The organism is Flavobacterium sp. B330r, from assembly GCF_056824325.1.
In genome coordinates, this window is the sequence record NZ_CP124860.1 from 928991 (window position 1) to 941678 (window position 12688).

A 12688-nucleotide genomic window follows, 5' to 3' on the forward strand; every position below is an offset into this window, starting at 1 on the left:
GCTATGAATAAATTGAAAAAATATACGATAATGAACAGAGCATTGGCATTAATAAGTCTTCTTTTTGTTTTTTCTTTTGCTTCTTGCGAAGATGTAGTCAATCTGGATCTGGAAACTGGCGAAACGAAACTGGTTATCGATGCCGAAATAATCTGGAAAAAAGGAACTGACGGAAAGGAACAAACTATAAAAATTAGTAAAACGGCTCCTTATTACAACAATTCTACACCAAAAGTTTCTGGTGCGCAAGTACGAGTAGAAAATAGTAACGGAGATGTTTTTACCTTTAACGAAACCGAGGCTGGAGTTTATAAATGCACCAATTTTATTCCTGTAATCGATGCCGATTATAAATTATTTATCAATGCTGAAGGGCAAAGTTTTACGGCAGTTGAAAAACTAACTTCTGTAACTCCGATTAATAAAATTGAACAAAAAATTGTTCCTGATTTTGACGGAACAGATATCATTGAATTGACTTTTTATTACAACGACCCAGCAGATCAGATCAATTATTATGTAACCGATTATCAAGCTCCATTTTTGATTTATCCTGAATATGAAATTACAAATGATGAGTTTTATAACGGAAACGAAATCAGTACAAGATATTCTAATGAAGACAAAATGAAACCTGGAAATACGGTTACAATTACGCATAGAGGCGTTTCTAAAAACTTCTATAATTACTGGAAATTAATTTTGGAAGCTTCCAGTTCAAATCCTTTTTCTGTTCCTCCAGGAAATATTAGAGGAAATATTGTCAATACTTCTGATGCTAATAATTTCGCCTTTGGCTATTTTAGACTTTGCGAAGCCGATCAAATTGATTATTTGGTGCAATAAGAAGTAAAAAACCACCTTTCAAAAGAGGTGGTTTTTTATTTATTCTAAAATTTGAGTGAAACAACTTTTTTCTATATTTTAGTACAAATTAATTAAGAACACATCAAAGTTTCTTTATTGTTGACTTGATGGTCTAGCCACTAATCTCTGCATCATTTCTTAAAAATGAAAATAAAAAAAGCTCTGTTTATATTATCTTGTCTCGTTTTAGTCTCCTCCTGTAAAAAGTATAACAGAAGCAAATCAGAAGCATATTTTGAAGGGATAGATTTAGATTTTGTCATTTTAGAAAAGAAACCGCTAAACCATGGGAGAGAAGTTAATTTAAAAATAAAAAACAACAAAAATAATACGATTGAGATTTATTGTGAAGAGAATACTTTATTCGCTTGGCATTACAAAGACTTTGAAATTGGTGACACAATAGTCAAAAAACAAAACGAAGATTTTTTTACAATTCATAAAAAAGACACTATACTATATTTCAAGTTTGGATACAAAAAATAAAATATTTCATTTCTAATTTGGCTTCTCAATTTCATAAATGAAATTCAATTTCGGTTTTTCTCCAAAATAAGCTACTACTTCCTCTGCTATTTTTTCGGCTCCTATTCTTGAAATCGCAATTTGCGAACGAATATTCTCGGCACCAATATGGAATTTTACTTTTGAAACATATTGAAAAAGATAATCCAGCATGGTCTTTTTTACACTTTGATTTACGCCTTTTCCCCAGCACGAAACAGCATAAAAAGTATAGCCGATAAAAATACTATCGTCTTCTTGATCAAAATCGTAAAATCGTGTACTTCCGATAACTTCTCCGGTTTCTTTATTTATAATTTTAAAAGCGCCTTTACTTTTAATCGCTCCTTCAAAAAAGTTTTCAAATACTTCTTTTTTCCAACGGTCTTTGTTGGGATGCTGTTCCCAAATTTTAGGATCGGAAGCCACTTTGTATAATGCATCAAAATCTTTTTCTTCTAAAGGAGATAGAATACAAAGATCATTTTCTAAAACGGGTTGTAAATTAAAATTCATTATTCTTTTTTTTATAAAACTAATTCTTCAAAAATTGGATCTTGCAAAAGCGAACCATACAGAGATTCTATAGCATGTTCCGAACCGTGTATCTGCCACTCTAAAATAATATGATCTACAGTACGGTGTTGCACCAACAGTTTAGCTTTTATACCGTAAGTCGAAAAAAGCTCTTTACATCTCGCATGACCCGCATCTGAGCGCTTAAAGGTTATTCGAAGCGTTTTATGCTCATTGATTAGGTCAATTTTATCCTGAAGAAAAGTTAGCATCGTTAGAATTATAAGAATCATAAGCGCCGCACAAGCCGAAGCAAAATAATAACCCGCTCCTACTCCCATACTAACTGCCGCAACCGACCATATTGTCGCTGCCGTTGTAATGCCCGAAACATGATTGTCTGATCTAAAGATTACTCCCGCACACAGAAACCTAAACCGGTAACAATATTAGAAGCGATACGATCTGGATTTCCATCTCCTCCGATCCATTGGGACATTAAGGTAAAGAAACAAGCTCCGACAGAAATCATTATTGTGGTGCGAAGTCCAGCAGCTTTTCCTCTATATTCTCTTTCAGCTCCAATTAAAGCTCCCCAAAATGCGGCTAAAAGCAATCTTATGATAATTTCTACTTCCATTTAAGCTTTATATTTTTTCAAATAAAATTACAAAAAAACCTTCAAAATTAAACTTTGAAGGTTTTTCACTTTATCTAAATTTTTAACTTACTTATATTCTTGTTCTTTCTTTGCGTACCAATCTTTCATAACATAAAAAGCTTTCTTTTTAATTCCTTGATCGGAAACTAAACCTTTACGGTTAAAGAAATCCTGAATATTGGGCAATTGTCTTCTTGGCGATCTAAAGTCAACTAGGATCCAAGGCGAAACTCCTGCTAAACCTTCAATTCGATTAAACATTTGTGTGTTTTGAATGTATAATTCTTCCTGATATTCTTCGTTCCAGCGTTCTTTTTTGTCGCCGTGTAAACCTTGCAAAGCTTCGCCTCCAAATTCACTGACAATAACGGGTTTGTTGTACGGAATTACCCATTGCATGTCTTTACAAGATTCATTGGTTCCTCTATACCAGCCTAAATATTGATTGAAACTTACAATATCTACATATTCGTTCATATTATCATGAAGCGTATTGATATTATTGGAGCTCGAAGTAACTTCCATCGCCATACTAATTAATCGAGAATTATCTTGCGTACGCGCATATTTTGCCAATTTGCTTAAGAAAACATCTCGATCATCGCCATGCGGAGTTTCATTTGCAATTGACCAAATCACGATGCCGCAACGGTTTTTATCTCTGTAAATCATATCGTGCAACTGGCGTTCGGCATTGGCATAGGTATCAGGATTTGTCCAAGAAATGGTCCAATAAACCGGAACTTCAGACCAAATCATTAATCCCATCTTTTCGGCTTCTTTAACCATATTTTCATTGTGCGGATAATGCGCCAAACGAACATAATTACAGCCTAATTCTTTTGCCCAAGTCAATAACGTAATGGCATCGTCTTGAGACCAAGCTCTTCCAGATCTAAAAGGCGCTTCTTCGTGAATGCTAATTCCGCGTAAAAAGACTTTTTTTCCGTTTAACAGAATTTCCTTGCCCTTGGTTTCAATGGTTCTAAAACCAATTTGATCGGCGATATTTTCATCTGCTTTAGAAATGGTTACATCATATAATTTTGGTTTTTCTGGTGTCCATAAAATAGGATTGGCTTTAATTTCAAAAGAGGCAATTCCCTTAGCATCTGTTGTAACGCTTTTTTTGATTTTCAATTCTGGAATGGAAATAGAAACCGTTTGATTTGCTGATTCGCTGTTTAGTTTTATCCAACCCGAAATTTTTCCTTTTTCTTTTTTATCCAATTGAACTAGATAATCTTCGATATACGTATTCGGAACTTGAGCCAGAGTTACGTCTCTTGTGATTCCGCCGTAATTCCACCAATCCATATTTACCGTTGGAACATTGTCTTTATGGCGTTTGTTATCGACTTTTACTACTGCGAAATTGTTTCCGTCGACTAATAAATTGGTAACATCAAAATTGAAAGGAGTATAACCGCCAATATGTGTTCCTGCCAGTTTTCCGTTTACGTAAACTTTCGCATCATAATTGACAGCTCCAAAATGAAGAATTCCTTTGGTTTTGGCGTCTTTTTTATAATTGAAATCTTTTTGAAACCACACCGTTCCTTCATAAAAAAACAATCTTTGATCTTTCGAATTCCAATCAGACGGAATATCCATAACTGATGAGGTTGCGAAATTATATTCGCTCAACTCTGTGGTATTCCATTTTTTATTTTCGAAAAAGCCATTGTCTTTAAAGGGCTCTAAACGATAATTGTAATATCCGTTTTCGAGAGGATCTACAATATATCTCCATTTTCCGTTTAACGTAATATTGTTTCGAGCTGAAATGTTAGATACCAACGGAATTTCCTGTGCTATTGCTTTTCCAATTAGCAGAAAAGTACAACACAGCATTATTATCTTTTTCATAGTTAAAATCATTTTGGTTTTGAGGATCTTTAGTTAGTAAAATATGAAGATTATAAAGTTAAAAAGTTTCTTTAGAGCTGTATTAAATCAACCTCAACCATTTCTATAAAATAACCCATCAAATACTTATCAGTTTAGCATTTATAACACTTTCTAATTGTAAAATCAGTCTGTTTTGATCTTTATTCTACGAAAAATACTAATATATTTGGAATTAAATTTGCCAACCTTAACCAATAATCACTAATAAATATTCAAGCAAATCATCAATATATTGCTGTATTTAAGCCAATTTCCCCATTAAAATAAGTATGAAAAAAATAAATATTTTTAGAATTTTACCCCTATTTATTGTTATTTCTGCAGTGACCATATTTCTTATATATAATAATCAATTGAATAAAAAATTTATAAGATTAGAGGTAAACAGCATTATTGTAAAGCGAAATAATTGGCAATTAAGAACGACTGAATTTTATTTGCAAAATGGATTGAGAATTGACTCTACATTTAAGAATAATTTTGACCTAAAAATAGGAGATTCTATTTCAAAAAAATCAAATACTCCTATTTTTAAAATTTACAGGAAAGAAAATGGAAAATATCTGTTTTATAAAAAAAGTGCTATCGATTAAAGCAAACATATCTTGAATTTAAAAATTAAAAAAGATTAATCCTTTTTTCATTAAACATGGAACAATTAGAAGACATAATAAAACAAGTTTCCACTAAAAATAAAAGAAATCTTTTTACCTTTTTAACGGGCGCCGGAGTTTCTTCTGAAAGTGGAATTCCGACTTATAGAGGTGTTGATGGTATTTGGATCAAGGGAACAAAATTTCATAAACCTGAAGAGTTTGGAACGTTTAAATACTTCAAAGAAAATCCTGAAGAAGTTTGGCAATATTCATTATTTAGAAAAAAAATGTTCGAAAATGCAAAGCCGAATGCAAGCCATTACGAATTGGTCGAAATTGAAAACATTTTAAAAGACAGATTTCATCTAATTACTCAAAATATAGACAACCTACACAGGTTAAGCGGAACAGAAAGAATTTTCGAAATTCATGGAAATAACAGACAAATAAAGTGTTCAAACGGTTGCAGAGAAATTATAAATTTACCTGAAGAAATAAAAGGAAAAGAGATTGATGAAGATTTAACCGAAAGAGAAATAGAGCTTTTAAAATGTAAAAGTTGTGGAAGTTGGATGAGACCAAATATTCTGTGGTTTGACGAATATTATGACGAACAAACAAATAAAAAATTCAGTTCTTTGAAAATTGCCAAAAATTCTGGAATACTTTTTATTCTAGGAACTTCTGGAGCAACAAACTTACCAGTTGCAATTGCAGAAACCACTTTAAAATATGGCGGAACTATCGTCGATATTAATATAGAAGACAATCAGTTTACGGCTTTGATAAAAGATAAAAAGAATAAAATAATTATTCGTAAAACGTCAACTGAAGCTTTAAAGATGATAAAGGAAATGATTAAAAGCATTATTTAACTTAAAAAATTATGCATAAACAAAAAAGCCATTTCAACTAAGAAATGGCTTCTGATTCTTTTATCAATCCTAAAATTTTCCCGTAAGCAATAGCTGCTTTATGAACTTGAATCGTCCAATCTTCTGCAGCATTATCATCGGCTCCATCAGAAATATATTTTAGACTTAAAAATGGAATATTTTCTTTCATCGCAATCATAGCTAAGGCGTAGGCTTCCATATCAACCACATTGTAAGCGTCTGAACAATGTCCCATTTCAAAATTATCTCCAGTTCCGCAGATGCCTTCTTGAAGATTATCCATTAACAAACCATATTCTAAAAGTGGCGGCAAACCAGAAAGTGGCGTTTCGTATAAAGCAAAACCCAAACCGCGAACGTCCATATCTCTTTGTACAAATTTGGTACAGCAAATTACATCTCCTTTTTGAAAACAGCTACTTCCCGCCGAACCTAGATTTATGATTACAGAGGGCCTTTTCTTTTGAATGGCTTTTGTCAATTCGTAAGCTGCATTTACTTTTCCGATTCCGGTAATTAAGACATTGTGATCTTTAAAAACTTCTGCTGCTTCAGATTCGAGCGCAAAACAGAATAATATATCTTCAATAGCAAATGATGCCGTTTGGTTAATTTGTATCATGTGTAATTTATTTTCGGTTTACAAAAATACGTTTAAAAATTTACGATGCTCTAACCTAAATTTAAAATCCAAAAAAGACGTTAAAGTCTGTTTTCGCTATTGGATTTTATGATATAAAAAATACATTTGCGAGAACCAGTAAAAAATTTAAAACCAGAAAGAATAACTGCATGGATAGTGAAAAATTTATTTTCTGCCTTGAAGGCGTTAAAGATATAGACGATCATACCCAAACCAATGTGGTAAAATGTTTGGAAGAATTGGCCATAGACCAAGGCATTTCGAGCATTCATAAAACTTGCGATACGATCGAAGGTTTAGAAGAAAGTCTGAATATTCTGCTTTACGAAGATCATAATTTCAAAGATTATGAAATCATTTATTTAGCCATGCCTGGGCAGGAAAATAATATCTGCCTTCACGATTATTATTACAGCATTGAAGAAATTGCCGAATTGTTTGAAGGAAAAATGAAAGGTAAAATTATTCATTTTGCCAATCTTAAGGTTTTAGATTTAAACGAAGAAGAAGCGCAATATTTCTTAGACATAACTGGAGCAAGAGCCATTTCTGGCTACGGTTCTACCTACAATAAAATTGCCAGTTGTAGCACGATTGACAAAGCTTTTTTTAGCTTGTATCAGGAAAACGACAATATAATTGAAGTGGTTGAAGATCTATATGCTAAACATTACAATCTCTGCAAACTGCTTGATTTTAGATTATATTATTAGAATGAAAAAGCAGGCGGAGAAAATAAAAACCTATAATCCAAAAGGATTTCGAGAAAAGTTTTTAGGAGAAGACAATCCTATTCATTTACTTTTTAAATCGAATTCTGATCATTTTTTCTGTTTGGAAATCGAAGAAATGATGCAGATGCAGCATCCTGTTCCGCCTTCGAAACATTCTTGCCATACTTTGATTTTTATTTCTTCAGGTCAGCATGTTATGAAATTGGGTTATCAGGAATATGCCACGACCGATAATGAAATGATTATGGTTCCTGCTGGTCAGATTTTTTCGCTTGATAATGTCAACAACATTCATAAAGGTTATATCTGCCAATTTCATCCCGATATATTGATTCGAAAATATGGCAGCCGTGAACTGCTCAATGATTTTGATTTTCTAAAAATTTCAGGAGATCCCAAAATTAAACTTGCTCCCGAAGATATTGCCCCAATTACCAATATTTTGGAACGATTGAAAAAGGAATATTCTGAAAAAACGGTTACAGATTTAAATATTGTTCAGTCGTATCTGATTACTTTGTTTTATGAAATGAATAAAAATGCGGTGAAGACTTCTAAAAGTATTTCGGCGGCAGAAGCAATTACGGGGAAATTTAAAGAATTGATTCATGACCATATTAAAACCCAACATCAGGTCAATTACTATTCCTCGATGCTAAATGTTACTCCTAACCATTTAAACAAATGTGTAAAAAATGTAACAGGAAAATCTGCTGTAAAATGGATTGACGAAAACATATTGCTAGAGGCCAAATATTTATTGTTTCAAACCACACTTTCTGTAGGTGAAATTGCAACGCAAGTAGGCTTTGAAGATCAATCTTACTTTAGTCGATTTTTTAAAAAAGCAGAAGGAATCTCTCCTATTCGGTATCGAAAAATGATTGATAAGTCCTAATTATTGATTATAGAATCCTAACAAATATGCGGGTGTTTTTCAGAAATTTGCTTCCTCAAAAATGCAAATTATGATTTATGTTTTTAAAACTTCTGTTGACAGCCCATCCAAATTTGAATCGGCCTCTGTACTCCTAAATGAATTATTGCCTAATTCTTTGTGGAATTTTGACCTTGAAGATTGCGACAACATTCTGAGAGTTGACAGCGAGCTGAATGTAACCGCATTACTTCAAAACAATAGTATTTTCGATTGTATCGAATTAGAATAAAACTTTACAAGCCTTTTAAATTTATATGGAATCAAAATTATACCAAAACCGAACTTTTGAAACGATTGATTATTCGGATCAGAGTTTAGCCCATGTCGAATTTGTAAACTGCGAATTCATTAATTGCAACTTTTCTAAAAGTGACTTAAGTCATAACGACTTTCTAGATTGCACTTTTAAAAACTGCAATCTTTCTTTGGCTACTTTGAGAAATACGGGATTAAAAAACATCAATTTTATAGGCTGTAAATTAATGGGGTTGGATTTTAGCGCTTGCAATAGTTTTTTATTTTCGATGAATTTTCAAGATTGTGTTTTAGACTATTCTACTTTCATTTATAAAAAACTGAAGAAAACCAATTTTACAGATTGCCTTTTAAAAGAAACTGATTTTTCTAATACCGATTTATCTTTGGCTGTTTTTAAAAACTGTGATCTTTCGGGGGCCACTTTTGTGGAAAGCATTTTGGAGAAAACCGATTTCAGAACTTCCAAAAATTATGCTTTTGATCCATCCGAAAATAAAATTAAAGGAACAAAGGTTTCCCATACGGCACTTGCGGGTTTGCTTCAAAAATTTGATTTATCCATAGAATGATTTTTAGTTTTCAGTCGCAGTCACAGTTTTCAGTAACTGAAAACCGTGACTGAAAACTGAGATTGAAAACTGAGATTGAAAACCGTGACTGAAAACTGAGACTGAAAACTAAAAAAGCGGGACTACAAACTAAATTGTATCCCGCTTTCTCTATTTAATCAACCACGATTTTTATTTTATCCAACGTGGATCTCCCACTTTTCTATCAATTAATGTTTGATTTTTAACTGTAAAATCGCCATTTACTGCATTCGTAAATTGAGGATCTAATACAGTTGCAGAAGCATCTGGTCTATTGTTACCTGTTGTTATCTGTAAATTAGGCGAATTGAAATTATTATTATTTGCAAATCCTGGAACAGCCGTTGCTGTTGAATTGGTGTACACTGCAGATCCAACTGCTAATAATGTATTACGTACTGTTGATAAATTAGAAACAAAACGTATGTACAAAATTCTACTTGCTGCTGGTAATGTCGGTGCATAGATAGTACATCCATCGATTAACACATTACTTGTTAATCCTGTCCCTGTTAATCCTGAAGCAGCATCTAAACGGATGAAATCACGTGATGAACAAGTGTCAAATGTACTTTTTGTTAAAGAAACACTTGCCACATAAGTAGTTCTGAAGTCAATAAAATCAGCACCTGCATTAACGTTTACATTTTCAATAATACTATTATCCACAGAGAATGATTTCAATTTTGCTGATGCATTTCCGTAGATTAATTGAGAAGGATAATCATGAACGTAACATCCGCTTATTAAAACATCTCCTAAACCTGTAGTAGCTGCTGTAGCAATTGCTATTGCTCCGCCAGTTGTACCAGTTCCGTTTAAATCTAAATCGATTAAAGAAAGGTTAACTACTTCACTTGAATTAGCCGGATTATTAGCCAACGTGAAATTAACTTTTAGCTTTGGTTTGTTTTCTGGTCTTAGACCTCTAAGCGTTAAAGTTTTATTTACCGCAATTGTTCCTGTTTGAGCCGTGTAATTACCTGGCATGAATACTAAAACAGATCCAGAAGGCGCATCAATAATTTTTTGAAGGAAATCATCTCCCTCTTTAATTAATATTCCAGTTCCAATGTCTATTCCGGTAGTAAAAGTTGCATTACCCCTTTTCTTTGTTCCGTTTAATAAAATTGCAGTGTAAGCCGTTTCTGGTGTTAACCCTGTAAGTGTAGCTACCCCGGCTGTTTTTTCAGCTGCCGTAATGGTGTGCGCAATATTTCCAGGCATAGCAGTAATTTGTGTTACAGCGCTATTTGGAGTCCATCTCAATGTAACTTGAGTTGCTTGAATATCTGCATCTTGAACAGGGAACATGATCTGCTCTGATAATGTTGTAGCTGTTATAACCGACCATTTAGAATCTGCTAAGCCAGAAGTAACTGCTTTTACTCTAATAGAATAAACCGTTTCTCCTTCTAATGCTACTTTTACAGGAAGTTCTGTAGGAGCAACATTTATCGTTTTATAAATTGTAGCGAAGCTCGGATCATCGGCACTAAATTCAACTACATAATGATCTGCATTTTCATCTGCTTTAACCGTCCAATCTAACTCAACCGTGGTCGAGTTTCTGATAGTAGCTTTAAGTCCGATGGGAGAAAATTCTCTTGTATTTCCTATACCGTCTAATAACGCTTCATTATAACTTTCGCAGCTAGAAATTGCAACTGAAAGAAGTAATACGGTTATTAATCCTTTAAATATATTTATTGTTTTCATCATAATAACTTATAATTTATTATTAGTTTTTTGAAAGATTTTAATAACCGTAATCATTTTTTAACTGACCATTACTTGCATCAAGAAATACTTGCCATATTGGCCAGAATTGTCTCTCATCAGGATTTACTCCCACTTTATACAATGAAGCTATCTTAGCATCTGCAGCAGTTCCTGTCCATGTCCAAGCAGTAGAAGAATACAATGCTCCTGGATTTGTAGTTTCTCCACGATTAAGTCCATAGATATCTAAACTTACATTATCGGCCTGATATTTATAGTACAAAGTAGCGGGTACATCTGCATATTGTCCTGTACGAGTAGATAATTCTGCCATTTTTTGTTTTGCTTTATCTAAGTTTGCTTTAAGCAAATTCCAACGAATAAGCGCTTGTTTACGCTCCATCTCTCCTGTAAACTCATATTTATTTTCTTCAACAAGAGCATTAAACATTGCATCTTTGCTCGTTAAGCCATTTACATAAGTTTCAACTTTAGTCGGTTGATCTGCTGTAGAAAATGATCTTCTGCGAATTTCTTTCAAATAAGGCATTGCTGCACTTGGACCTTCTAATTCGTTTGCTGTTTCAGCAGCTATTAAAAGCACCTCAGCATAACGCATGTACATTTTATTAACCCCGTCATCATTAGTTGAAGTCACATAACGTTTCATCCATTCGTAACGATATTTACCAAAATACCATGTATCTAGAGTACCCAATTCTTGTTTTGCAATACCATTTACTGCTGCACCATATTTGTAAGGTACACAAGTAACATTTCTACGTGTATCTGCTTGATCATAGTCATAGAAAACAAATGGCAATGGTCCTGCTACACCTCCACGGTTAGCTCCATTAGCTTGAAATTGATCAGCAGCTGCAGTGTGTTTTACCGCAAAAGTGAATAACATTCTACCACGCCCATCAGAAAAAGGAAGCTCCCAAAGCGATTCTCCTCCCGCAGCAGTATTTTCTTCATTGTATTTTCTCCATAATCCTTCAAAAGTAGATTCTAAACGAGCAGAACCACTTTGGATCACTTCGCGAGATTCTTTTAATGCCAATGCATACATGTTGGCAACTGAAAGTTCTGGATCGCTACTTCTTCTTACTCCATCAGGATATTGCTGATAACCACTTGCCGCCAAAGCCAAACGTGCTCTAAATGCTTTTACAAAAGCTTTATTTACATGTTCTACCGTACTTGTATAAGAAGTTTCGTTAGGCCATGCCACCAATGTTGATGCCTCACCTAAATCTGCAATTAATTGTTTGTAAATAACATCTCTACTTGCTTTAGGCGAATATAATGTCGCAGTAGTGATAGGCTCAAAACGAGCTGGAACATCACCCCAAGACTTAAGCAAATCGGCATAATAGATCGCTCTTAATGTTAAAGCCTCTCCTAGTAATTGTCCCATTTCTGAGCCTGGTGTAGGATTCCCATATTGACGTAGTCCCTTAATACAGATATTGGCACGCTCAATACCTGAATACATCATTGAATACGCATTGTTGGTAGTATTCATCTCCGTATTAGTTGGCTTCGCATCATACACACACAAATCTGCTTTATCTCCTGCTGTTTGCGAAGTATTGTACCATTCTACATCTGTATTTAATCCATAATATGGTAAAAATCTTCCTCTATAAGAATTGGTTTCTGCAAATGGCACTTTTATTCCATCAATAGCTCCTTTTGCAAGTGCTACTTCAGAAAATATCAAAGATGGTTCTAATGTTGACGGCGCTTCTGTATCTAAATAATCGTCTTCAAATTGCTGGCAAGAACTAAATAAAGCCGCAATAATCAATCCCGCTATTATTATTTTATGTTTCATTTTGTGATCG

13 protein-coding genes and 1 pseudogene are annotated in these 12688 nt (G+C 33.6%); 8 read left to right on the top strand and 6 right to left on the bottom strand.

From position 1 onward, the window contains the following. Positions 1 to 3 precede the first annotated feature (3 nt). Positions 4 to 846 carry a DUF4249 domain-containing protein gene (locus QLQ95_RS04215; protein WP_482502761.1) on the top strand — a complete coding sequence of 281 codons (843 nt, stop codon included), beginning with the start codon at positions 4 to 6 and terminating at the stop codon, positions 844 to 846. A gap of 165 nt (positions 847 to 1011) precedes the next feature. Further along, positions 1012 to 1353, top strand: coding sequence for a hypothetical protein (locus tag QLQ95_RS04220; protein WP_095929468.1), 342 nt, complete (start codon positions 1012 to 1014; stop codon positions 1351 to 1353). 12 nt (positions 1354 to 1365) lie between these two features. On the opposite strand, the gene QLQ95_RS04225 is transcribed toward QLQ95_RS04220, so the two are convergent. From QLQ95_RS04225 to QLQ95_RS04235, 3 genes and pseudogenes are all read right to left on the bottom strand, one after another. Beyond that, on the bottom strand, positions 1366 to 1887 hold the full coding sequence (locus QLQ95_RS04225; RefSeq protein ID WP_482502763.1) for a GNAT family N-acetyltransferase: 522 nt from the start codon (positions 1885 to 1887) through the stop codon (positions 1366 to 1368). A gap of 11 nt (positions 1888 to 1898) precedes the next feature. Then, positions 1899 to 2527: pseudogene (locus tag QLQ95_RS04230) on the bottom strand (MgtC/SapB family protein). Positions 2528 to 2614: 87 nt separating this feature from the next. Then, positions 2615 to 4417 (bottom strand): glycoside hydrolase family 2 protein, encoded by a 1803-nt coding sequence (locus tag QLQ95_RS04235; RefSeq protein WP_482502765.1) that lies wholly within the window; start codon positions 4415 to 4417, stop codon positions 2615 to 2617. 311 nt (positions 4418 to 4728) lie between these two features. Here QLQ95_RS04235 and QLQ95_RS04240 point away from each other — a divergent pair, with 311 nt between their 5' ends. Both QLQ95_RS04240 and QLQ95_RS04245 read left to right on the top strand, forming a co-directional pair. Next, positions 4729 to 5052 carry a hypothetical protein gene (locus tag QLQ95_RS04240; protein WP_482502767.1) on the top strand — a complete coding sequence of 108 codons (324 nt, stop codon included), beginning with the start codon at positions 4729 to 4731 and terminating at the stop codon, positions 5050 to 5052. A 56-nt stretch (positions 5053 to 5108) separates the two neighbouring features. After that, positions 5109 to 5930, top strand: coding sequence for an SIR2 family NAD-dependent protein deacylase (locus QLQ95_RS04245; RefSeq protein WP_482502769.1), 822 nt, complete (start codon positions 5109 to 5111; stop codon positions 5928 to 5930). 37 nt (positions 5931 to 5967) lie between these two features. On the opposite strand, the gene QLQ95_RS04250 is transcribed toward QLQ95_RS04245, so the two are convergent. Continuing rightward, a complete protein-coding gene (locus QLQ95_RS04250; protein WP_320493133.1) occupies positions 5968 to 6573 on the bottom strand; it encodes a 5'-methylthioadenosine/S-adenosylhomocysteine nucleosidase family protein in 606 nt (201 codons plus the stop codon). 170 nt (positions 6574 to 6743) lie between these two features. Here QLQ95_RS04250 and QLQ95_RS04255 point away from each other — a divergent pair, with 170 nt between their 5' ends. The 4 genes from QLQ95_RS04255 to QLQ95_RS04270 all read left to right on the top strand — a co-directional run bounded on the left by QLQ95_RS04255 (position 6744) and on the right by QLQ95_RS04270 (position 9095). Further along, on the top strand, positions 6744 to 7307 hold the full coding sequence (locus QLQ95_RS04255) for a DUF6642 family protein (RefSeq protein ID WP_095929461.1): 564 nt from the start codon (positions 6744 to 6746) through the stop codon (positions 7305 to 7307). Position 7308: 1 nt separating this feature from the next. Then, a complete protein-coding gene (locus tag QLQ95_RS04260) occupies positions 7309 to 8226 on the top strand; it encodes a helix-turn-helix domain-containing protein (protein WP_253251801.1) in 918 nt (305 codons plus the stop codon). Between the two features lie 70 nt (positions 8227 to 8296). Beyond that, entirely contained in the window at positions 8297 to 8497 is a 201-nt protein-coding gene (locus tag QLQ95_RS04265; protein ID WP_095929569.1) for a hypothetical protein, read from the top strand. 25 nt (positions 8498 to 8522) lie between these two features. Next, the gene (locus tag QLQ95_RS04270; RefSeq protein WP_095929459.1) at positions 8523 to 9095 is read left to right on the top strand and encodes a pentapeptide repeat-containing protein; all 573 of its coding nucleotides are present in this window, start codon (positions 8523 to 8525) and stop codon (positions 9093 to 9095) included. A 171-nt stretch (positions 9096 to 9266) separates the two neighbouring features. Here the strand turns inward: QLQ95_RS04270 and QLQ95_RS04275 are convergent, their stop codons facing one another. Both QLQ95_RS04275 and QLQ95_RS04280 read right to left on the bottom strand, forming a co-directional pair. Beyond that, the gene (locus tag QLQ95_RS04275) at positions 9267 to 10838 is read right to left on the bottom strand and encodes a DUF4957 domain-containing protein (RefSeq protein ID WP_482502771.1); all 1572 of its coding nucleotides are present in this window, start codon (positions 10836 to 10838) and stop codon (positions 9267 to 9269) included. A 37-nt stretch (positions 10839 to 10875) separates the two neighbouring features. Next, positions 10876 to 12678: a RagB/SusD family nutrient uptake outer membrane protein gene (locus QLQ95_RS04280; RefSeq protein WP_482502773.1), complete on the bottom strand. Its 1803-nt coding sequence runs from the start codon at positions 12676 to 12678 to the stop codon at positions 10876 to 10878. Positions 12679 to 12688: the final 10 nt, after the last annotated feature.

What these genes read in the sequence shown, in the direction of transcription:
- QLQ95_RS04215 (WP_482502761.1), top strand. Translation starts at nt 4, where the DNA reads ATGAATAAATTGAAAAAATATACGATAATGAACAGAGCATTGGCATTA.
- QLQ95_RS04220 (WP_095929468.1), top strand. Translation starts at nt 1,012, where the DNA reads ATGAAAATAAAAAAAGCTCTGTTTATATTATCTTGTCTCGTTTTAGTC.
- QLQ95_RS04225 (WP_482502763.1), bottom strand. Translation starts at nt 1,887, where the DNA reads ATGAATTTTAATTTACAACCCGTTTTAGAAAATGATCTTTGTATTCTA.
- QLQ95_RS04235 (WP_482502765.1), bottom strand. Translation starts at nt 4,417, where the DNA reads ATGAAAAAGATAATAATGCTGTGTTGTACTTTTCTGCTAATTGGAAAA.
- QLQ95_RS04240 (WP_482502767.1), top strand. Translation starts at nt 4,729, where the DNA reads ATGAAAAAAATAAATATTTTTAGAATTTTACCCCTATTTATTGTTATT.
- QLQ95_RS04245 (WP_482502769.1), top strand. Translation starts at nt 5,109, where the DNA reads ATGGAACAATTAGAAGACATAATAAAACAAGTTTCCACTAAAAATAAA.
- QLQ95_RS04250 (WP_320493133.1), bottom strand. Translation starts at nt 6,573, where the DNA reads ATGATACAAATTAACCAAACGGCATCATTTGCTATTGAAGATATATTA.
- QLQ95_RS04255 (WP_095929461.1), top strand. Translation starts at nt 6,744, where the DNA reads ATGGATAGTGAAAAATTTATTTTCTGCCTTGAAGGCGTTAAAGATATA.
- QLQ95_RS04260 (WP_253251801.1), top strand. Translation starts at nt 7,309, where the DNA reads ATGAAAAAGCAGGCGGAGAAAATAAAAACCTATAATCCAAAAGGATTT.
- QLQ95_RS04265 (WP_095929569.1), top strand. Translation starts at nt 8,297, where the DNA reads ATGATTTATGTTTTTAAAACTTCTGTTGACAGCCCATCCAAATTTGAA.
- QLQ95_RS04270 (WP_095929459.1), top strand. Translation starts at nt 8,523, where the DNA reads ATGGAATCAAAATTATACCAAAACCGAACTTTTGAAACGATTGATTAT.
- QLQ95_RS04275 (WP_482502771.1), bottom strand. Translation starts at nt 10,838, where the DNA reads ATGATGAAAACAATAAATATATTTAAAGGATTAATAACCGTATTACTT.
- QLQ95_RS04280 (WP_482502773.1), bottom strand. Translation starts at nt 12,678, where the DNA reads ATGAAACATAAAATAATAATAGCGGGATTGATTATTGCGGCTTTATTT.